18 protein-coding genes are annotated in these 20,354 nt (G+C 61.5%); 7 read left to right on the forward strand and 11 right to left on the reverse strand.

The window, feature by feature from the left end; translation table 11 throughout:
- Positions 1 to 180: 180 nt before the first annotated feature.
- From O6760_RS27540 to O6760_RS27575, 8 genes are all read right to left on the reverse strand, one after another.
- Positions 181 to 1,179 (reverse strand): ABC transporter ATP-binding protein, encoded by a 999-nt coding sequence (locus tag O6760_RS27540; protein WP_269582850.1) that lies wholly within the window; start codon positions 1,177 to 1,179, stop codon positions 181 to 183.
- A complete protein-coding gene (locus O6760_RS27545) occupies positions 1,176 to 2,210 on the reverse strand; it encodes a Gfo/Idh/MocA family protein (RefSeq protein WP_269582851.1) in 1,035 nt (344 codons plus the stop codon). The genes O6760_RS27540 and O6760_RS27545 overlap by 4 nt, the downstream gene beginning before the upstream one ends.
- On the reverse strand, positions 2,207 to 3,046 hold the full coding sequence (locus O6760_RS27550) for a carbohydrate ABC transporter permease (protein ID WP_269582852.1): 840 nt from the start codon (positions 3,044 to 3,046) through the stop codon (positions 2,207 to 2,209). Before O6760_RS27550 ends, O6760_RS27545 begins: the two co-directional genes overlap by 4 nt.
- A gap of 15 nt (positions 3,047 to 3,061) precedes the next feature.
- Positions 3,062 to 3,976 carry a carbohydrate ABC transporter permease gene (locus O6760_RS27555; RefSeq protein ID WP_269582853.1) on the reverse strand — a complete coding sequence of 305 codons (915 nt, stop codon included), beginning with the start codon at positions 3,974 to 3,976 and terminating at the stop codon, positions 3,062 to 3,064.
- A 73-nt stretch (positions 3,977 to 4,049) separates the two neighbouring features.
- A complete protein-coding gene (locus O6760_RS27560) occupies positions 4,050 to 5,303 on the reverse strand; it encodes an ABC transporter substrate-binding protein (protein ID WP_269582854.1) in 1,254 nt (417 codons plus the stop codon).
- Positions 5,304 to 5,482: 179 nt separating this feature from the next.
- The gene (locus O6760_RS27565; RefSeq protein WP_269582855.1) at positions 5,483 to 5,764 is read right to left on the reverse strand and encodes a hypothetical protein; all 282 of its coding nucleotides are present in this window, start codon (positions 5,762 to 5,764) and stop codon (positions 5,483 to 5,485) included.
- A gap of 96 nt (positions 5,765 to 5,860) precedes the next feature.
- Positions 5,861 to 7,402 (reverse strand): alanine/glycine:cation symporter family protein, encoded by a 1,542-nt coding sequence (locus O6760_RS27570; RefSeq protein WP_269582856.1) that lies wholly within the window; start codon positions 7,400 to 7,402, stop codon positions 5,861 to 5,863.
- 22 nt (positions 7,403 to 7,424) lie between these two features.
- Positions 7,425 to 7,859, reverse strand: coding sequence for a universal stress protein (locus tag O6760_RS27575; protein WP_269582857.1), 435 nt, complete (start codon positions 7,857 to 7,859; stop codon positions 7,425 to 7,427).
- 142 nt (positions 7,860 to 8,001) lie between these two features.
- Between O6760_RS27575 and O6760_RS27580 the strand changes: the two genes are divergently transcribed.
- On the forward strand, positions 8,002 to 8,460 hold the full coding sequence (locus O6760_RS27580; RefSeq protein ID WP_269582858.1) for an Lrp/AsnC family transcriptional regulator: 459 nt from the start codon (positions 8,002 to 8,004) through the stop codon (positions 8,458 to 8,460).
- On the opposite strand, the gene O6760_RS27585 is transcribed toward O6760_RS27580, so the two are convergent.
- Positions 8,426 to 11,260 carry a cation-translocating P-type ATPase gene (locus O6760_RS27585; protein WP_269582859.1) on the reverse strand — a complete coding sequence of 945 codons (2,835 nt, stop codon included), beginning with the start codon at positions 11,258 to 11,260 and terminating at the stop codon, positions 8,426 to 8,428. The genes O6760_RS27580 and O6760_RS27585 overlap by 35 nt on opposite strands.
- A 100-nt stretch (positions 11,261 to 11,360) precedes the next feature.
- Here O6760_RS27585 and O6760_RS27590 point away from each other — a divergent pair, with 100 nt between their 5' ends.
- Together O6760_RS27590 and O6760_RS27595 are read left to right on the forward strand one after the other, a co-directional pair.
- On the forward strand, positions 11,361 to 12,200 hold the full coding sequence (locus O6760_RS27590) for a universal stress protein (RefSeq protein WP_269582860.1): 840 nt from the start codon (positions 11,361 to 11,363) through the stop codon (positions 12,198 to 12,200).
- A 121-nt stretch (positions 12,201 to 12,321) separates the two neighbouring features.
- The gene (locus O6760_RS27595; protein WP_269582861.1) at positions 12,322 to 13,686 is read left to right on the forward strand and encodes an MBL fold metallo-hydrolase RNA specificity domain-containing protein; all 1,365 of its coding nucleotides are present in this window, start codon (positions 12,322 to 12,324) and stop codon (positions 13,684 to 13,686) included.
- 117 nt (positions 13,687 to 13,803) lie between these two features.
- On the opposite strand, the gene O6760_RS27600 is transcribed toward O6760_RS27595, so the two are convergent.
- Complete coding sequence (locus O6760_RS27600; protein WP_269582862.1) at positions 13,804 to 14,574, reverse strand: GntR family transcriptional regulator; 771 nt, start codon at positions 14,572 to 14,574, stop codon at positions 13,804 to 13,806.
- A 234-nt stretch (positions 14,575 to 14,808) separates the two neighbouring features.
- Here O6760_RS27600 and O6760_RS27605 point away from each other — a divergent pair, with 234 nt between their 5' ends.
- From O6760_RS27605 to O6760_RS27620, 4 genes are all read left to right on the forward strand, one after another.
- Positions 14,809 to 15,786, forward strand: coding sequence for a sialic acid TRAP transporter substrate-binding protein SiaP (locus O6760_RS27605; RefSeq protein ID WP_269582863.1), 978 nt, complete (start codon positions 14,809 to 14,811; stop codon positions 15,784 to 15,786).
- Positions 15,783 to 16,391 carry a TRAP transporter small permease gene (locus O6760_RS27610; RefSeq protein WP_269582864.1) on the forward strand — a complete coding sequence of 203 codons (609 nt, stop codon included), beginning with the start codon at positions 15,783 to 15,785 and terminating at the stop codon, positions 16,389 to 16,391. The genes O6760_RS27605 and O6760_RS27610 overlap by 4 nt, the downstream gene beginning before the upstream one ends.
- An 18-nt stretch (positions 16,392 to 16,409) precedes the next feature.
- On the forward strand, positions 16,410 to 17,687 hold the full coding sequence (locus tag O6760_RS27615) for a TRAP transporter large permease (protein WP_269582865.1): 1,278 nt from the start codon (positions 16,410 to 16,412) through the stop codon (positions 17,685 to 17,687).
- A 150-nt stretch (positions 17,688 to 17,837) separates the two neighbouring features.
- Entirely contained in the window at positions 17,838 to 19,247 is a 1,410-nt protein-coding gene (locus O6760_RS27620) for a metallophosphoesterase (protein ID WP_269582866.1), read from the forward strand.
- Between the two features lie 34 nt (positions 19,248 to 19,281).
- Here the strand turns inward: O6760_RS27620 and O6760_RS27625 are convergent, their stop codons facing one another.
- Positions 19,282 to 20,343: an ABC transporter ATP-binding protein gene (locus O6760_RS27625; protein ID WP_269582867.1), complete on the reverse strand. Its 1,062-nt coding sequence runs from the start codon at positions 20,341 to 20,343 to the stop codon at positions 19,282 to 19,284.
- Between the last annotated feature and the right edge of the window lie 11 nt (positions 20,344 to 20,354).

Genomic DNA, 20,354 nt, shown 5'->3' on the forward strand with positions numbered 1-20,354 from the left:
GTGCAACGTAAGTTGCACGCAGATCCGGAATCCAGACATCAGCGTGAGCGCAGCGAACTCACCTGTAAGACTAAACCAATTCGGCGTGCCTTCGGCACAAATATATCCGGATTCCGGATCGGCGTTCGGCTGCGCCTCACTTGTCCGGAATGACGATGGTGAGGTTGCTCCCGCCTTGCCTCAGGCGCTCAACCGCGCCCCATCCTTGTCGAAATAGTACGACTTGCCCTCGGCGATGCCGAAGCTGAGTTCGGCGCCGGGCTCCACCGCGTGCTGGCCGAACAGGCGGGCCGTGACCTGGTGATCATTCACCATGGCAATCACGTTGGTGTCGCCGCCTAGTTGCTCGACATGCTGGACGGTTGCCTTCAGCGGACCGTCCGCGCTCAGGACCAGGTCTTCAGGCCGCACACCGAGGATGCGCGTATCGCCTTCGCTGACAAGCCCGGCGGGCAGGAAATTCATGGCCGGAGATCCGAGGAACCCGGCAACAAACCTGTTGACCGGGTTGTTGTAGAGCTCCATCGGGCTGCCGACCTGCTCCACCCGGCCGTCCTTCAGCACCACGATCTTGTCGGCCAGCGTCATGGCTTCGGACTGGTCATGGGTGACGTAGATCATCGAGGTCTTCAGTTGGCGGTGCAGGTTGGCGATTTCCAGGCGCGTGTTCATGCGCAGCGCCGCGTCGAGGTTCGACAGCGGCTCGTCGAACAGGAACAGCTTCGGGTGACGCACGATCGCCCGGCCGATGGCAACGCGCTGGCGCTGTCCGCCAGAGAGTTCGGACGGATAGCGGTCGAGATAGTCCTCGAGATTGAGCATGCGGGTGGCCTCGGCGACACGCTGCTCGATGACCTCCTTGCTCTGGCGCTCCTGCTTCAGGGCCAGGGTCATGTTGTTGCGCACGTTCAGGTGCGGATAGAGCGCGTAGCTCTGGAACACCATGGCGATGCCGCGTTTCGACGGCGGCGTGGTGTTGACCGTCTCGCCGCCGATGCGCACGTCACCGGACGAGACATCCTCCAGTCCCGCAATCACGCGCAGCAGGGTGGACTTGCCGCAGCCGGACGGGCCGACAAACACGACGAACTCACCGTCCTCGACGTCCAGGTTGATGTCTTTCAGGACATGAACCGCGCCGAAGGACTTGTTGACATTGGTCAGGGTCAGCGCCGTCATGGCGTTTGCTCCTTTAGGGTAACGGGTTGCCCGGTGCGGATGCTCTCGTCGGCCGCAAGGCAGATCGCCAGCGAGGTGACGGCATCCTGCATGTGCCGGGTCAGATCGATGTTTTCGGAAATGGCGCGCAGCATGTAGGCCTGCTCGGCGTCGCAGAGGTCCTGGTGGCCGGGTTCACCGGGCAGGTCGATGCGCCGGTCGCCGTCCGGCCGGTGGACCAGCAGCCCGCCCACTTTCGTGTGGCCGTCGACATCGGCGGACGCGCCCTTGTCGTCCTCGACGATCGAGACGGATCCCGCCGGCGAGACAACATCCTTCACGAAGAAGGCCGTCTCGGACATCATCGGTCCCCAGCCGGCCTCGTACCAGCCGACGGAGCCGTCCTCGAAAGTGACCTGGAACTGGCCGTAATTGTACATGTCCGGCGCAATCTCGTCGGACAGGCGCAGGCCGATGCCGTGGACCCTGACCGGTGCGGCATCGGTGATCTGGCACCAGACATCGACATAATGGACGCCGCAATCGACGATCGGGGCGGTCGTCTGCATCAGGGCCTTGTGGGTTTCCCATTCCGCGCCCGAACTCTGCTGGTTGAGGTTCATGCGGAAGACATAAGGACCGCCAAGTGCGCGGGCTTCCGCGATCAGCCGCTGCCAGGACGGGTGGTGCCGCAGGATGTAGCCGACCACGAGCTTTCGGCCGGTTTCCACGGCACAGGCAACCACACGCCCGGCATCGGCAACGGTGGTTGCCAAAGGTTTTTCGATGAAGACATGCGCCCCGGCCCGCATGGCCGCGACCGCATAGTCGGCATGGGTGTCGGAATAGGTGGCGATGACCACCAGGTCCGGCCGTGTTGTCTCCAGTGCGCGGGCATAGTCGGTGAAGACCGGGTAGTCCGCCAGGTCGGGGTGTGTAACCAGTCCGGACCGGTTGACCAGGCCGACGATTTCGGCTTCCGCCTGCTTGTGATGGGCCAGCGCATGGGAGAGCCCCATGTTGCCGAGGCCGACGATCAGGACCCTCGTCATTTGACCGCTCCCGAGGTGATGCCCCGGATCAGCTGGCGCGAGAAGATCACGTAGAGGATCAGAACCGGCAGGATCGCCATGGACAGCGCCGACAGGACCGCGTTCCAGTCGGTGACGAACTGGCCGATGAACACCTGGCTGCCGAGGGTCAGCGTCTTGGTTTCCTCGGCGGGTGCCAGGATCAGCGGGAACCAGAGGTCGTTCCAGATCGGGATCATGTTGAAGACGGCGACCGTCGCCATGGCCGGGCGGACCAGCGGCAGCACCAGGCGAAAGAAGATCGTGTATTCCGACAGCCCGTCGATGCGGCCGGCATTCTTCAGGTCATCCGACACCTGGCGCATGAACTCGTTCAGGATGAAGACGGCCAGCGGCAGCCCTTGCGCCGTATAGACCAGGATCAGCGCCAGCAGCGTGTTGACGAGGCCGGTCGACACCATCATTTCCAGGATCGCCACCGTGCCGATCCGGATCGGGATCATGATGCCGAGCGCCAGGTAGAGGCCCATCAGCATGTTGCCCTTGAAGCGGTATTCACTGAGGGCAAAGGCCGCCATGGCGCCGAACAGCAGGATGAAGAACAGCGAGGCGACCGTGACGATCATCGAGTTCTGGAAGTAGAGGAAGAAGTCCCCCTGCTTCATCACGGTCTGGTAGCCGATCATCGAGAAGCTGTCGGCGCTCGGCAGTGCCAGCGGCTCGCGGAAGATCGCCTTGCGGGTCTTGAAACTGTTGATCAGGATCACGAAGACCGGGAACAGCGCGATCAGGGTGTAGAGGATCAGCGCGCCGTGCATGGCGGCCGTGTTGAACGGATTGGTCCGTGCCTTATGCATGAGTGTCCCTTCCCGTCACAGCTGGTATCGGCGCATCCGGGTCTGGATGCCGAAGAGATAGAGACAGACCCCCACCAGGATGATCGCGAACATGGCGCTGGCAATCGCCGAACCCATGTAGGGATCGCCGAGCTGCAGCTGGAAGCCGAAGAAGGTGCGGTACATGAAGGTGCCGAGAATGTCGGTCGAGAAATCCGGACCGGCAAGCGCGCCCTGGGCCGTGTAGATCAGGTCGAAGGCGTTGAAGTTGCCGACGAAGGTCAGGATCGAGATGATGCCGATCGAGGGCAGGATCAAGGGCAGCTTGATCTTCCAGAAGGCCGACATGCCGGTGATGCCGTCGATTTCGCCAGCTTCCAGAACCTCCTCGGGAATGGACAGCAGGGCGGCGTAGATGAGCATCATCGGGATGCCCACGAACTGCCAGACGGAGATCAGCGACAGCGCCGTCAGGGCGTATTCCTCCTTGCCGAGCCAGGGGGCGAACAGCGATTTGAGCCCGACGGCGTCCAGCATGGACGGTGCGATGCCCCAGATCGGCGACAGGATCAGTTTCCAGGCGAAGCCGACGATCACGAAGGACAGGATGGTCGGGATGAAGATCGCCGAGCGGTAGAAGGCCGCGAAGCGCAGGCGCGGATGGCTCAGGATGGCGGCCAGCGCGATACCGATCGGGTTCTGGACAGCCATGTGAATGAGGAAGAACCAGAAATTGTTGCCAAGGGCGTTCCAGAACTGGTCCGACCAGATCGGGTCGCCGAGCAGCGTGTAGAAGTTCTGGAGACCGACAAACACCCGCTCCTGGTCGATCTTGCTGTAGAGCGCAAGCCGCAGGGTGTTGAACAGCGGGAAGATCATCACGGCCGTGTAGACCAGGACCGCGGGGGCCAGAAACACGACGATGTGCCAGCGAAAGCGGGGCGTACTCATCTGCAGCTCCGGGTATCCGGTAATAAAGACCCGGACAGGCGGGGCCTGTCCGGGCGATGTGTCTTACAGCCGGTTATTTCTGCGGATCGTACCAGCTTGCCAGGCCGTCCTGCAGCTTCTTACCGAGAGCTTCAGGAGTTTCGGTGCCCTTGATGGCCGCGACCGATGCACCCCAGGTCTCGTTTTCGAGGTTCGGCGTGCCGCGGGACAGGATCTGGTAGGTGGAGCGGATGGTGCTTTCGCACTCGCCGCGCCAGCTGACGAATTCCTTGGCAAGCGGATCTTCGAGTTCAACCGGCGTCTTGGACAGCGGGAAGAAGCCCGGCAGGGCGTTGCCGAAGATCGTGGCGAATTCCGGAGATGCGACCCAGGCAAGGAAGGTTTTCGCGGCCTCGGGATGCTCGGTCTTGGCGTTCATGCCGATGCCGATATCCGTGTGGTCGGAAATGTAGCAGGTGTCGCCTTCGTTCCGGACCGGCGGCTTGAACGCGCCCATTTCGAAGTCGGCCTGGGTGTTGAAGCCCGAGATTTCCCAGCTGCCGGCCGGATAGATGGCGGCGCGGCCGAGCGTGAAGATGTTCTGGCTGTCCGGATAGGTCTGTGCCTCGTAGCCGTCCCCCAGGTAGTCGGCCCATTTCGCCAGGGTGGCGTAAGGAGCGACCCACTGCTCGTCGGTCAGCTTCTGTTCGCCGGAGATCAGTGCCAGGCGGCCTTCCTCACCCTTCCAGTAGTTCGGACCGATGTTGTTGTAGCCCATCGTGGCCGCTTCCCACTGGTCGTTGGTGCCCATGGCCATCGGGATGTAGGAACCGTCTTCCTTGAACTTGTCCAGCGCCGCGAAGAATTCCTCTTCGGTCGTGGGAACCTCGACACCGACTTCCTCGAAGGCGTCCTTGTTGTAGATGAAGCCGTGAATGACGGACGCCATCGGCACGCAGAAGCTGGCCGAGCCGTCATCCGTCTGCCAGGCGGACTTGGCGACGTCGGAGAAGTTGCCCATGGCTTCCATGCCGGAAAGATCCGAGAGATGTCCGGCGTCATAGAGCGCCAGGGACGCGTCGAACGGGCGGCAGGTGATCAGGTCGCCCGCGGAGCCTGCGTCCAGCTTGGAGTTCAGCGCGGCGTTGTATTCCGTCGGCGCGGACGGGGTGAACTTCACCTTGATGCCCGGATGGCTCGCTTCGAATGCCGGGATGATCTTGTCCTGCCACAGGGCCAGATCGTCGTTGCGCCAGCTTTCGATGGTCAGGGTGACATCCTCGGCATAGGCAGCCGACGTGAAAAGAGCGGTGCTGGCCATGGCCAGTGCTAGGAATTTCCGTTTCATAAGACACCTCCGAAAAGTTCATCCGCTTGCGGATGCTTCCAATTCTTCCTGCCCGGCGCTGGTGCTTGTCGCTTGCCGACCCCACCGGCCCCGGAAGAGCCGCCGCGGTCTGTCGCGATTTTGTTTTACCGCCGGATGCAGAACAACCGTGCCGAAGAGTGATACCACTCCCCTGCTCCCTACATATAATACCTATTTGATACCACTTGTCGACATGTTAGTTTGGTTTTGTGAAAATCATTTTTGACGGGGTATTTTACCCCTATAATACGATTATTGGTATTTAATTGGGCTTGTTTTTCGCCTTTTACAGGCTCAAAGGTATTCTTTTTCGCGGCGTTTCCTAACGGGAATTTCGCCAGAAACCGCTCTTTTGGCAACGCCTTGAAAAAAACGGCTTGCCGGAGAGACCACAGATTCACCTCACTCAAAACAGACAAGGAACGGACTTCGCCGCTCACTCCTTCCCCCCTGTGAAAACGGTGAAATGGGAACCGTCAAATGAAACAGGCCGCCCGATGGGCGGCCTGTCTTGGCGGGAAACCTCGCTGCGAGGATCAGGCGAATTTCCTGATCTCGCCCGTCTTCAAACGGCTCAGGTAGCTGTTGAGCTCGGTCCTGACGATCGGCATCAGGGCATAGAGCGCAATGATGTTGACCACCGCCATGGCGAAGATCGCCGCGTCGGAGAAGTCGATCACCGGGCCGAGGCTGGCCGCGGCGCCGATCACCACGAAGATGCAGAACAGGATCTTGAACACCAGCTCCTTGGTCTTGCCCTCGCCGAACAGGAAGGTCCAGGCCTTCAGACCATAATAGGACCAGCTGATCATGGTGGAGAAGGCAAACAGCACCACCGCGACCGCCAGAACGTACTGGAACCAGCCGAAAGCGGAGGAGAAGGCTGCCGAGGTCAGCGCGACGCCGGAATTCCCGTCCACCGTCTGGATGGCGGAACCTGCTTCGTTGAGGATGTAGAGACCCGTTTCAGGATCGGCCACCAGCTGACCGGTGATGATGATGACCAGCGCGGTCATGGTGCAGATGACGACCGTGTCGATGAACGGCTCCAGCAGCGACACGAAGCCTTCGGTGATCGGTTCCTTGGTGCGCACGGCCGAGTGGGCGATGGCCGCGGAGCCGACGCCGGCTTCGTTGGAGAAAGCCGCCCGCTTGAAGCCCTGGATCAGCGCACCGACCAGGCCGCCGGCAACGCCGAGACCGGTGAAAGCGCCGTCGATGATCTGACCGAAGGCCCAGCCGATCTTGTCGGCATTGACGCCGATAATCACCAGGGCGGTGACGACATAGAGAACCCCCATGAACGGAACGACCTTTTCGGTCACCGAGGCAATCGACTTCAGGCCCCCCACGATCACCGCAAAGACGATTGCCGCGAAGACGACACCCGTGATCCAGCCCGGATAATCGCCAATCACGTTGGCGATCTGGGCATGGGCCTGGTTGGCCTGGAACATGTTGCCGCCGCCCAGCGCGCCGAGAATGCAGAAGATCGCAAACAGGACGGCCAGGAATTTGCCTGCCGGCAGGCCGCGTTCCTCGAACCCCTTGGTCATGTAATACATCGGACCACCGGAGACCGTACCGTCCTCATATTCGTTCCGGTACTTCACACCGAGCGTGCACTCGGTGAACTTGGAAGCCATGCCCATGAGACCGGCGAGGATCATCCAGAAGGTTGCTCCCGGTCCGCCGATACCCACGGCAACGGCCACACCGGCGATGTTGCCGAGCCCGACCGTTCCGGACAACGCCGTTGCCAGCGCCTGGAAGTGGCTGACTTCGCCGGCATCGTCGGGATCGGAATAGTCCCCCTTCACCAGCGCGATGGAATGCGGGAAGGCCCGGAACTGGATAAAGCCGAAATAGAGCGTGAACACCGTTGCGGCGACCACGAGCCAGGCCACGATCCACGGGAAGGACGTGCCCGGGAACGGGCTGAAGATGAAGCTGACAAACCAGCCGGTGGAGCTGGCAAAGATGGCATTGACCTGTTCATCGATCGACTGGGCCATCGCCGGCGCGGACGCGCATAGCGTGGCCGTTGCGGCGAAAGCCGCAGCGCTGAATTTTTTCATGTTGAATTCGCCTTCGGGAAATTTACGGAACAATGGTGACGGGCACGGGCGCTGCCTGGGCCAGGCTGCCGGCGACCGATCCGAAAATGCGGGAGGAGAGACTGGAATGGCCGGTCCGGCCGATCACCAGGTGCTCGACGCCTTCATCCTCGGCGATCTTGATCAGCGTTTCGGCGATGTGGCCGTAGCGCAGCTCGGTCGTGACATCCAGGCCGCTGCCGGCCAGTTTCTCCACGACCGGAGAAAGCACCGCGGTTTCCGCACGCTGCAATTCCTCCTTGCGCCGTGTGTGCCGCTCCTCGATTTCCGTAGGTGTCAGGAAGGTGTAGGGCGACCATTCCAGCACATGTGCAATGACGAGCCCCGCTCCACTGGCCTTGGCAAGACCAGCCGCGAATTCCAGCGCATTCGCGCCGCTTTTACTGCCGTCATATCCGACGACGATCCTCTTCGACATGTTTGTTTTCCCCTGTCATGCGGCATTTTGCCGTAAGGGAAATTTACCCTGCTAAGATTCACAAATGTTCTCGAATTTCGACAGAAATGGGATATTTTATGAAGAATTGTTGTTTTAGACTTCAAAATTCGGAAAATTTCTCATGGATGCACTGGATCAGAAAATTCTTACAGCTTTACAAAAAGACAGCCGGATCTCGATGGCCAAGCTGTCGGACCAGGTCGGTCTGTCGCTGTCGGCGTGCCACCGCCGGGTCAAGCTGCTGGAAGCCAGAGGGATCATTTCCGGATACACGGTTCGTCTGGACCGCAATGCGCTCAACCTCGAGATCCAGGTCTTTATCGAGGTGAAACTGACCAGCCAGCGCAAGGATGACATCACGGCGTTCGAAGCCGCGATCGAGCGGATGCCGGAAGTGCTTGAGTGTCACCTGATCTCGGGAGAGTTCGACTACCTGATCCGGCTGATCACCAGAAACACTGCCGCTTATGAAAACCTCTACCGCAACAGGCTGTCGCAGATCCCGAGCGTGTCGCAGATGAAGACCCTGCTGAGCCTGTCGACGGTCAAGGAGTTTCGCGGCCTTCACCTGGAACAGTAGCGTTGCGGGACCGCCTGCCCCGTCTGACCGCCTGGGCCAGGAGAAGCGCCTGTCCCGACACGAGCGGCACGAGGCTGGCCCCGATGGCCAGCACCAGGCCCGTCCGTCCCGGCCAGGGCAGTCCGAGAAGCCCTGCCAGACCCGGATGCCACAACGCCAACGCGATCAGGACGAGACACAGGCCCAGAGCCGCCCAGACATAGCCGTTGCGGACAATGTCGCCTTTCAGGAACTGCGTGGAGACATTTCGGACGTTGAAGACGTTCCAGAGCTGCGCCAGGGCAAGTGTCAGGAACGCGACGGTGACGGCGCTGGCGGCGTCCAGTTCAAGGTAATACAGCGCCACGACGAAGGCAGCGAGGGTCGCCAATGTGATCACACTGCCCAACAAGGCGATCAGGAACCAGCCACGCCGGTCGACGATCGGTTCGCGCGGGTCGCGTGGCGGCCGCTTCATCACATCCTCGTCGCCGCGACCCAATCCCAGTGCAAATGCGGGGAAGACATCCGTGACAAGGTTCAGAAAGAGGATCTGGAGCGGCAGCAGCGGCACCGGCAGGCCGATGCCCACGGCGATACCGACGATAAGGACCTCACTGACATTGCAGGACATCAGGTAGAGCACGAACTTGCGAATGTTGCTGAAGATGATCCGGCCCTGGCGCATGGCATCGACAATGGTCGCGAAGTTGTCGTCCTTCAGGACAATGTCCGATGCCTCGCGCGCCACCTGGGTGCCGCGCAATCCCATCGCAATCCCGATATCCGCCTTCTTGAGCGCCGGGGCATCGTTGACGCCGTCGCCGGTCATGGCGACCACATGGCCGCCATCCTGGAAGAGAGAAACGAGATTGAACTTGGTGTCCGGCGCGACCCGCGCAAAAATATCCGTCTCCATCAGCCTGGCGCGCGCGTTTTCGTCCATGGATCTCGGATCGAGATCCGTCACATCCCGTCCGGTCAGCACACTGGGGACGTGCCTGCCGATGCCTGCATCCTGGGCTATCTTTGCCGCGGTGTCCGCGTGATCGCCGGTCATCATCACAACGCGGACACCCGCGTTCCGGCAGGCTCCGATCGCGGCCGGAATATCGGCGCGCAAGGGATCGAGGAAGCAGACCAGCGCGACAAGGCAAAGGCCCTCATAAGGATCCGCCGACGCGCTGTCGGACCATTTTGACGCCAGGGCCAGAAGCCTCAGTCCCGACCGGGCGGCCTCGGCCTGCCGCGCGTGCCACTCCTTGCGGTCCTCATCGGTCAGGGGGCGCTCGCCGCCCACTCCCATCATGCAGGTTGCGGCGTGGATGACCGCCTCCGGCGCTCCCTTGACGGCATAAAGGAACTGTCCGTCCCGGGCGTGAACCGTCGCCATCATCTTTCGTTCCGGTTCGAAGGCGTGCTGCCGGACCTGCTTGAACTCGCGGCCCAGCTCCGTTCGGGCAACCCCCGCCCCCGCCGCCGTCTCGAGAAGCGACAACTCCATCGGATCGCCAGTCCTTGCACTGGCGCCACCATCACCGGTCTCTGCGGCGTTGCAGAGCGCGCCGATCCTGAGGGCCCAGGTGAGGGTTTTCCCCTCCACCGGGTCGCATTTCCCGTCTTCCGTCTCGAAACTGAAACCCGACGAACCGCGCGAGACGGAGACATCCCCCCCATCCAGCAGGTATCTGACCGCCGCCATCCGGTTCTCCGTGAGCGTGCCTGTCTTGTCGGTCAGGATCGTTGTCGTCGCTCCCAGCGTTTCCACCGCGGCAAGCCGGGTCACCAGGGCATTTCGCGCCGCCATCCGAAGCATGCCGCGCGCCAGACAGAGCGTCGCCACAACCGGCAACCCTTCCGGAATGGCTGCGACCGCAAGCGCGACCCCTGTCTTGAGCATCTCGGGAACCGAATGGCCCCAGACCATGCCGGCAAGGCTTGTCGCCGCGGCAAGTACAAGGGTCAGCCAGACCAGCTTGTGCCCCAGCCTGTCCAAGCGTTTTTCCAGGGGGGAGGCTTCCTCGTCTGCCTCCTGCGCCAGCTTGCTGATTTGCCCGATCTGGCTCGCCAGTCCGGTGGCAACGACAATGCCCTCTCCCAGCCCCTGGGTCACCGCCGTTCCGCTGAAGGCCATGTTTGTCCGATCGGCCAGCTCCATATCTTCGGGCAACGGTGCCGTGTGCTTGGCCACCGGAGCGGATTCCCCCGTCAAAAGCGATTCGTCGCAAAGGAAGTTCGATGCGGAAACGAGGCGAAGATCCGCGGAAACAATATCGCCGGCTTCGAGGATCACGATATCCCCCGGCACGAGATCCCGCGCATTTATCTCACGCACCAGGCCATCCCGGCGCACACGGCAACGGATCTCGGTTATGCGCAGCAGCGCTTCCATCGACCGGGCCGCGCGCAGTTCGGTGACGAAACCTATGGCCGAGTTGAGCAGCAGCACGACCCCGATCGCAATCGCGTCGGGAATGTCGCCGAGCACCAGCGACAGACCAGCGGCGGCGGCGAGAAGCCAGACGATGAGGCTTTTGAACTGGCGCACGAGAATTTCCAGCGCGCCTTTGCTTGTATCTGTGTGAAGGCTGTTGGGCCCATGGCGCTGCAGGCGTTTTTTCGCGTCGGACGTTTCAAGGCCGAATGCCGGACGGGTTCCCAGATATGTGGCGACTTCGCCCGCCTGGGCCGCGAAAGGCGTTTCCGTGTTTTCCAGACTTTCCCCCATCGCTTCGCTCAGACAGGTCTTGGCGCCACCGGCCACACCGTCATCTGTAGCATTGCGGACGACGGAAGGCACCTGCAAGACGGAGCAGCGCATCCGCCCCTCTTGTAGGTAATCACCACGAGCTTGTGCCCAACAGATTGCATCGCCAATAATGTTGGTACCAAAGATATCAGCGATGCGGAAAATTCAAGGAATGTCCATCAAGACGATACTCGCGATAACGGAGCTCGAAACAGCGACGGAAACTGTCGGCAAGGCCGTTTCGCTCGCCAGGGCCCACGATGCCCATCTCACCCTGCTGGCTGTGAGTGAGGTACCGCACCTGCCGTTCTACGGTTATGGCGGTCACGGCTATGTCGAGATCTGGGCGCGGGAATGCGATGCGCGCAAGACCGCACTGACCACTCTCGCGGAGCAACTGGAGGCACAGCTTGCCCGGGAAGGCATTTCCTTTGACGTGCGTCCCGGCCTGTCCGCGATCGCGCGCGAGGACGATCTCGTCGCGAGGCATGCGATCTACTGTGACCTCGCACTCGTTCTGCGTTCGGCGGAGCAGGAGCTCACGCCGGTCGAGAAAAACGCGATCGACGGCGCCCTGTTCGATAGCGGCAGGCCGGTTCTCTATGTTCCCAGATCGTTTTCCGACGGGGCAGGCGACAGGATCGCAATCGCCTGGAATTCCCGCCGCGAAGCGGCGCGTGCCGTGTCCGACGCATTGCCGTTCCTGAAGAGAGCGCTGGAGATCACGCTCCTGCTGGTCGATCCGGAGGTTGGAGACGGAGACCACGGCGAGGACCCGGGCAGTGACATAGCACTCGTTCTGGCGCGCCAGGGACTGAAGGTCACCGTGCAAACCGTGGCCGCCACCGGCCGGTCCGTTTCCGAAACCCTTCTCGACACGTCCCGCGAACTCGGTGCCGACATGATTGTCATGGGAGCCTACGGCCATTCCCGGCTGCGCCAGAACGTTCTTGGCGGCACCACGCGGGAGATGCTGGAAATGAGCCCGTTGCCGCTCCTGCTGTCACACTGATTCCGACTTGATCACCGGGGCCGCTCCAGGAAAACGGACCGCCGCGCCGGCCGCATGACTGAAGGCGCCCTCACCCGCAGTAGCCGGACAAAACGCTGCAAGGCATTGGGAAACCAACCGAATGAGTGTGAAGATTACCTTTCTCGGCGGTGTCGGAACCGTCACAGGGTCGAAATATCTCCTGGAGACGGACGGCCTGAAGATCCTCGTCGATTGCGGCCTGTTCCAGGGCTACAAGCAGCTGCGCCTGCGCAACTGGGCTCCCTTGCCGGTAAAACCCGCCGACATCGACGCCGTCATCCTGACCCACGCGCATCTGGACCATTCCGGCTATGTTCCGCTTCTGGTGCGTAACGGCTTCAAGGGGCATATCCTGTGCACGGAGGCAACACGCGACCTTTGCAGGATCCTGCTGCCGGACAGCGGTTTCCTGCAGGAAAAGGATGCGGAGTTTGCCAATCGTCACGGGTTTTCAAAGCACCATCCCGCCTTGCCGCTCTACACACGCAAGGACGCGGAAGTGTCGCTGGAGCATTTCAGGCCGGTGGACTTCAACGAGCAGCGGGACCTGTTCGGCAAGCTGAGCCTGTGTTTCCGAGGCGCTGGCCATATCCTGGGAGCCTCGTCGCTCGAGTTGAAAATCGACGGTCGGAAGATCGTGTTTTCAGGCGACCTCGGCCGCTATGGGGACAGCCTGATGCTGGATCCCGCGGCCCTGCACCAGGCCGACTACCTGCTGGTGGAATCCACCTACGGCAATCGTCTTCACGAAGGATCGGATCCCGAAGACGTGCTGGCAGACATCATTACCGAGACCGCCGGCCGCGGCGGAACCGTGGTCATTCCCTCCTTCGCCGTCGGCCGGGCCCAGGCGCTTCTGTTCCACATTCAGCAGTTGAAGGACACCGGCCGCATTCCCGACCTTCCGGTCTTTCTGGACAGTCCCATGGCCGTCAGCGCGTCCGAGGTTTTCCGCCGTCACCTGGGAGCTCACAGGCTGTCGGCCGACCAGTGCAGCTGGTCGGACAATGCGGCGCACTACGTGAGAGACGTGGAGGAATCGAAAGCGCTCGACTGGAACCGGATGCCGAAGGTGATCGTTTCGGCAAGTGGAATGGCCACCGGCGGACGCGTGCTGCACCATCTCAAGCATTACGCGCCGGATCACCGCAACACGATCCTGTTTGCCGGTTACCAGGCCGGCGGAACCCGGGGAGCCGCTCTCGTAGCCGGCGCCACCAGCGTGAAGATCCATGGCTCACAGGTGCCCGTGCGCGCGCAGGTCGACAACCTCGACATGCTCTCGGCTCATGCCGACGCGGATGAAATCATGCGCTGGCTCGGAAATTTCGAGGCGCCGCCCAAACAGACCTTCATCACACATGGCGAGCCGGATGCGGCCGACGCGCTGCGTCACCGGATCGAGAGCGAGTTGCATTGGCCCTGTTACGTTCCGGACTACCGCGAGGAGATCGAGCTTGACTGAACACGGCCGGCATCCGGCCCCGCCCGAGGCAGCGTTCCGGCTTGCGGTGGTGCTGTACCGGCTATCAGACCCAGTCGCCAGAACCGGTAATTGCGCGACCGCGCCAATCCGCTCCTGTCAGTCCTTGTCGAACAGGAAATAGTCCGGCCACAGATCCTGAAAGGTGCCGATGTCGATCTGCAGCTTGTTGAGATGGTTGTTCATTTCGGCAACGGCGGCATCCGCATCGCCTTGTTCAATGGCCTCGAGCACCGCCGCATGCTCGGAGACGACCATCTCCATCCGGCCCTCCATGGGCAGGGTCAGCCGCCGATAGCGTTCCACCTGAACCCTGATCTTCTCGATCATGTTCCAGATGCCCGGATACCCGCCTGCCGAGGCGATGCCGGAATGGAAGGCGTTGTCGGCCTCGTGGAAGGCCTGTTCGTCGCCGGTCTCCGCCAGTTCGCGCTCGCGCTGGATGACGGCATGCAGGGTCATCAACTGGCTCTTGCTGGCCCTGGCGGTCGCCTCGCGGACGCAGACCTCCTCCAGCGCCTTGCGGGCGACAATGGCTTCGTGCAGTTCCGAGACGGGTATCCTGGCGACGAAGGTTCCCGATTTCGGCACCACATCCACCAGGCGCTCCTCGGCCAGCCGCAGGATCGCTTCGCGCACCGGCGTCCGGCTGATTCCGTATTTCTCGGTGAGTTCCTTTTCCGCAAGCGGCGTTCCGGGAGGCAGCGTGACGTTGATGATGGCGTCACGCAGGTCGCGATAGACGATTTCGGAGTTGCGGGTCGCTTGCCCGGATTGGCGCGTCGCCGAACTGCGCGGCGGTGAATTGCGCGCTCTTGGCTTGCGTGGCTTTGCCTTTTCCGAAGGCGTTTTTTCCAATGATGCGGCCATCTCGTCTCCCGAAACCGCGCTGCTCGACCCCAGTGGCAGTTGGTCTATCTGCCTCAAGTCACAACGGTTTCACCCTGTCCTGCACGTTTCACTAACAGCCACTCCGTCGAATGACCAGCTGATTTGGGTTGCATTCCACCTTTATGTCATATACGTAAAATATCTTGTATACTAGTTATACATGAATTTGCCGGTCGGGTGGAGGAACCCGGGTCCGGCCTACGGGAGGACAACATGATTGGAAGCAAGATGAAGCGGGGCCTGCTGGCCGCCGCGATGACGATCGCCCTTACCGGCCAGGCCTGGGCGGCCGACCTGAAATGGGCGCATGTCTATGAAGAAGGGTCCAGCTATCACAAGTGGGCGCTCTGGGCCGCCGAGCAGATCAAGGACAAGACCGACGGCCGCGTGACCATTTCGGTCTTTCCGGCCTCGTCTCTCGGCAAGGAAGCGGAGATCAACGAGGGCCTGACCATCGGCTCCGTCGACATGATCTATACCGGTCCCAACTTCGCCGAACGCGACTACGGTCCGATCGCGATTTCCGACTATCCCTTCATGCTGAAGGATTACGATCACTGGAAGGCCTATCGCGACAGCGACCTGTTCTCGGACCTGTCGGACGGTTACAAGGACGCCACCGGCCACACGGTGATGGGCATCACCTGGTACGGCTACCGGCATGTGACCTCGAAATTCCCGATCACCAAGCCGGCCGACATGGAAGGCCTGAAGATCCGCGTGCCGGATTCGCCGCTGATGGTGCTGTTCCCGAATGCCGTGGGCGCCAACCCGACGCCGATCGCCTTCTCGGAAGTCTACCTCGCCCTGCAGCAGGGTGTCGTCGACGCCCAGGAAAACCCGCTGCCGACCATCAAGTTCAAGAAGTTCTACGAGGTCCAGTCGAACATCAACCTGACCGGTCATATCGGCAATTCGCTGATTGTCGTGGTCTCCGAGACCGCGATGGGACAACTCGGCGATGACGCTGCAATCGTGGAAGAAGTCGTCAAGGACGCCCTCGCGCAGAACGCGGACGAAATCTACCAGTCCGAACAGGAACTGGCCGACTGGTTCGTCGAACAGGGCATCCAGGTGAACGAGGTCGACAAGGCCGCCTTCCAGGCTGCGGTCGCTCCCATCCTGACCGATGAAAGCAAGGTGCCCTACACCCAGGAGCACTATGAGCGGATGCAGGCCCTCGCTAAATGACCAACAGCAGTGAAGCGGTGTCGGAAACCTCCGGGCAGGACACCGCTCCTTCGCAGGAAGGGCGCGCCGATGGCGCGCCCGATCTGCTCAAGTTCGAAGACAAGGCGACCGACCTGAGCTCCCTGAAGTGGATCGATGCCCCCGGCATCGTCGTCTTCTGGATGCTGGCCGTCGTCGTTTTCCTGCAGTTCTTCACACGCTATGTGCTCAACGATTCCCTGGCCTGGACGGAAGAGGTGGCGCGCTACCTCCTGATCCTGGTCTGTTTCCTGGGATCGATCACCGCCACACGGCGCGGATCACACATCACGCTGGAGTTCCTGTTGCGGCTGCTGCCTGCGCGCATGGCGAAGGTTCTGGCGGTCCTCGCCCAGGCAATCACCCTGAGTTTCTTCGGCGCGATGACCTGGATCGGCGTGGAGCTGACGCAGAAGACCCGTCAGAAAATGATCTCGCTGCCGATTCCGAAAGCCTGGATCTACACGATCTGCGTGGCCGCACTCGCCATCATGACACTTTATTCCATCCTGTGGCTGTGGCGCCGCCTGCGCCAGACACCCGAAGACATCGTCCAGTCACTGGACGAACACCTGATCAACGATTGAATTCAAGGAATTCCGTGAATGGCCATCGTGCTGATGATCCTTTTCCTGTTTGCGCTGATGATCATCGGCGTTCCGATCGCCGCAGCCCTCGGACTGGCGTCACTGGCCTTCATTGTCTTTGAAGGCCTGCCTCCGATGATCGTCCTGGCCAACATGGTCAACGGCATCAATTCCTTTCCGCTGATCGCGGTTCCCTTCTTTATCCTGGCCGGCAATTTGATGAACTCGGCCGGCATCACCACGCGCATCTTCGCCTTCGCCCGCGCGGCGGTCGGCTGGATGCATGGCGGACTGGGTCATGTGAATGTCGGTGCGAGTGTCATCTTTGCCGGCATGTCCGGCGCCGCGGTGGCCGATGCCGGCGGGCTGGGCAACATCGAGATCAAGGCCATGCGGGAATCCGGCTACGACACCGACTTTGCCGTCGGTGTCACGGCAGCCTCCTCCACGATCGGCCCGATCATACCCCCGTCCCTGCCGCTGGTCATCTACGGGGTCGTTGCGGACGCTTCCATCGGCCAGCTGTTCATGGCCGGAATCGTTCCCGGACTGATGATGGCGCTTGCCCTGATGATCATGGTGGCCTGGTATTCGCGCCGGCGGAACTATCCGCGCGATCTGGATTTCAGGTTCTCTCGCCTGGGCAGCACGTTCCTGGATGCGATCCTGCCGCTGATGACCCCGATGATCATCATCGGCGGCATCATGTTCGGCATCTTCACCCCGACAGAGGCAGCCATCGCTGCGGTCGCCTGGTGTATCTTCCTGGGCAGCGCGATTTACCGGACGCTGGACTTCAGGAAGATCCTGAAAGTGTCCTTCGAGACGGTGGAAATGACCGCGGCGATCATGCTCATCGTGGCCGCTTCGACGATCTTTGCCTGGATCCTGACAGCGAACCAGACGGCACGGCATTTTTCCGAACTCATGATCTCCTTCACGGACAACAAGGTCGCCCTGCTCCTGATCATCACGCTGATCGTGCTGGTGATCGGGCTGTTCATGGAAACCATCGCCGCGATCACGATCCTGACACCGGTGTTGCTTCCGGTGGCCGTCAGTCTCGGCATCGACCCGGTGCATTTCGGGATCATCATGATCCTGAACCTGATGATCGGTCTGCTGACACCCCCGGTCGGCCTTGTCCTTTATGTGTTGTCGAAAGTTGCCCAGGTGCCGTTCGAGCGATGCGTCACGGCGACCGCACCCTTCCTGGTGCCGCTGGTCACGGTTCTCCTGTTGCTCACCTTCATACCGGCCTTTTCCATGTGGCTGCCGAGCCTGATCTACAGGTAGTCAAAGAAGGAGAACGGAGACATGCCCTCATGTCCCCGTTCTCCTTGAGACGAGATTGCTGCCTCTTCCCCTGAAACGCTGTCATTGCCCGGGAAACCATGCTTATCTTGGGTGGCTTTTGAGACGCTCCTCAATTCAGGGATGTTCGACATGTTCAGGACACGGGCCTTTGCCCTGACAATTTTCACGGCACTTGCGTTGCCGCAGGCGCCGCTTGCCCAGGAGCCTGCCCCGCCGCTTCAACCCGGTCCGGACGAGGGACTTTTTCTTATCGTCACCGACATCCATTTCGATCCCTTCGCCAATCCGGCCCTTGTGCCGAAACTTGACAAGAGCCCGGTCGCCGGCTGGTCGGCAATCCTGGGATCGTCGCCCCCGGACATCGCGGGATACGGAAAGGATGCCGGGTACACCCTGATGCTTTCCGCCCTCGAAACGGCGGCCGCGCAGAACATGACCTATGACTATCTGCTGTATACCGGTGACTACCTGAGCCACGACTTCAATGCCAACTACTGGAACAACGCCGGCCCGTCACCGGAAGGCATTTCCGCCTTCGCCATCAAGACCACGCAATTTGTCTCCAGGCTCCTTGGCGAGAAATTCGGCGGCATTCCGGTCTACGGCGTCCTCGGCAACGAGGACTCCGCCTGTGGCGACTACAATATCGGTCCGGACGGCGGCTATCTGGACGGCCTTGCGGAGCAATGGGCCAATCTGAGCGGGCAGCCGGCCCGTTTTGGCGCGTTTCGCTCGGGTGGCTATTACAAGGTTGCGCATCCGACCATACCGGATCAGGACATCATTGCCCTCAACAGTGTCTTCTGGTCGACGAAATACGCAGACACCTGCAATCCGGATGGCGGCGACCCGGGCGCTGATGTCATGTCCTGGCTCGACGAACAGCTTTCCCAGACGCGGGACGCCGGCCGGAAAGCGCAGATCCTGATGCATGTTCCCCCGGGGATCGACGCCCACGACACCGCGCGGGATGCCGGCTCGGGCACCTGCGACGCAACCATCCGGCTCTTCTGGCACGATCACTATCACAGGGACTATCTCGCCCTCATGCACAAATACGCGGGGACCATCGATTACACGTTCTCGGGCCACACCCATATGGACGGCTTTACCGTCCTCAGGGATGAGAGCGGCCATCCGCTGATGGTCAACAAGATCAGCCCGTCCGTGAGCCCCAAGTTCGGCAACAATCCGGCATTCTCGGTTTTTCTCTATGACCGCACAAGCGGGGCGCTGAAGGACTCCGTGACGTTCTATCTGTCGAACCTCGAGACCGCGACAACGGGCGCTGAGCCGGACTGGCAGCTGGAATACGACTACCGCGGCACCTACTCCGTCCCCGACCTGTCGGCTGAAAGCTTTGCATCGGTGGCGGAAACGCTCGAAGGAAACACGTCGCTGCAGCAGCGTTTCATCGACCTCTACGCCGTGTCGGCGGCCAAAAAGCAGATAAATGGCGCGAGCTGGCAGGCCTTTGGCTGCGCTCTCGACGCCGCCAACCGGGATACCTACCAGGCCTGCTACTGCGACAGCAATTGAGTGTCCCCGAAAGGGCGTCCGCCGGCACCTGCCCTCAGGCCGCCAGACGGCGCCCGTCCGGGTCGAACAGATGCGCCTTGGCGAGATCGAGCGCGATGCCCACAGGTTCACCCGACTTCAGCGGAAAATGGCCATGTTCGCGCACGAGCACCTGGCCGAACCCGGGCACATGCGCGTGGATATTGGTATCCGATCCCAGGTGCTCGACCAGTTCCGCCGTGCCGGACATGTGCGCGGCGTCCGGAGCGACAATGTTGAGGTGCTCGGGGCGCACGCCGAGCTCGTTGGCGTTGGTCTGTCCGTTCGTCAGGCCGAGCGACAACACGGTGCCGTCCTTGAGGCGGATGCCGTCACTTCCCGGTTCGATTTCCAGGATGTTCATGGTCGGCGAGCCGATGAACTGGGCGACGAACTTGTTGGCCGGCCGCTCATAAAGGTCCAGGGGCGTGCCGACCTGCTGGATGTCGCCCGCGTTCAGCACCACGATCCTGTCGGCCAGGGTCAAAGCCTCGACCTGATCATGGGTGACATAGATCATGGTGGACTTGAGGCGCTGGTGCAGGCGCGCGATTTCCAGGCGCATTTCCACGCGCAGGGCCGCGTCGAGGTTGGACAGCGGTTCGTCGAACAGGAAGGCACTCGGGTCGCGCACGATGGCCCGGCCCATGGCGACGCGCTGGCGCTGGCCGCCGGAAAGCTGTTTGGGCAGCCGCTCCGTCAGCCTGGTCAGGCCAAGCGTCTGCGCGGCCTGTTGAACCTTGCCGGCACGTTCCTCGTTCGGAGCCTTCCGGATTTCCAGTGAGAACCCCATGTTCCGGGCCACGTCCATATGCGGGTAGAGCGCGTAGGACTGGAACACCATGGCCATGTCGCGGTCGCGCGGCGGCACTTCGTTCATGCGCTTTCCGTCGACCGTGAAGTCGCCGCCGGAAATCGGCTCCAGGCCGGCGATCATGCGCAACAGGGTCGACTTGCCGCAACCGGACGGTCCGACGAGGACGATGAATTCGCCGTCATCGATGGACAGGTTGATGTCACGCATGACCTCGACCGATCCGTAGGACTTGGCGATGTTGTTGAGCTGGATACGTGCCATCAATGAAGTCC

This window comes from Roseibium sp. Sym1, from assembly GCF_027359675.1.
GTDB lineage: Bacteria > Pseudomonadota > Alphaproteobacteria > Rhizobiales > Stappiaceae > Roseibium.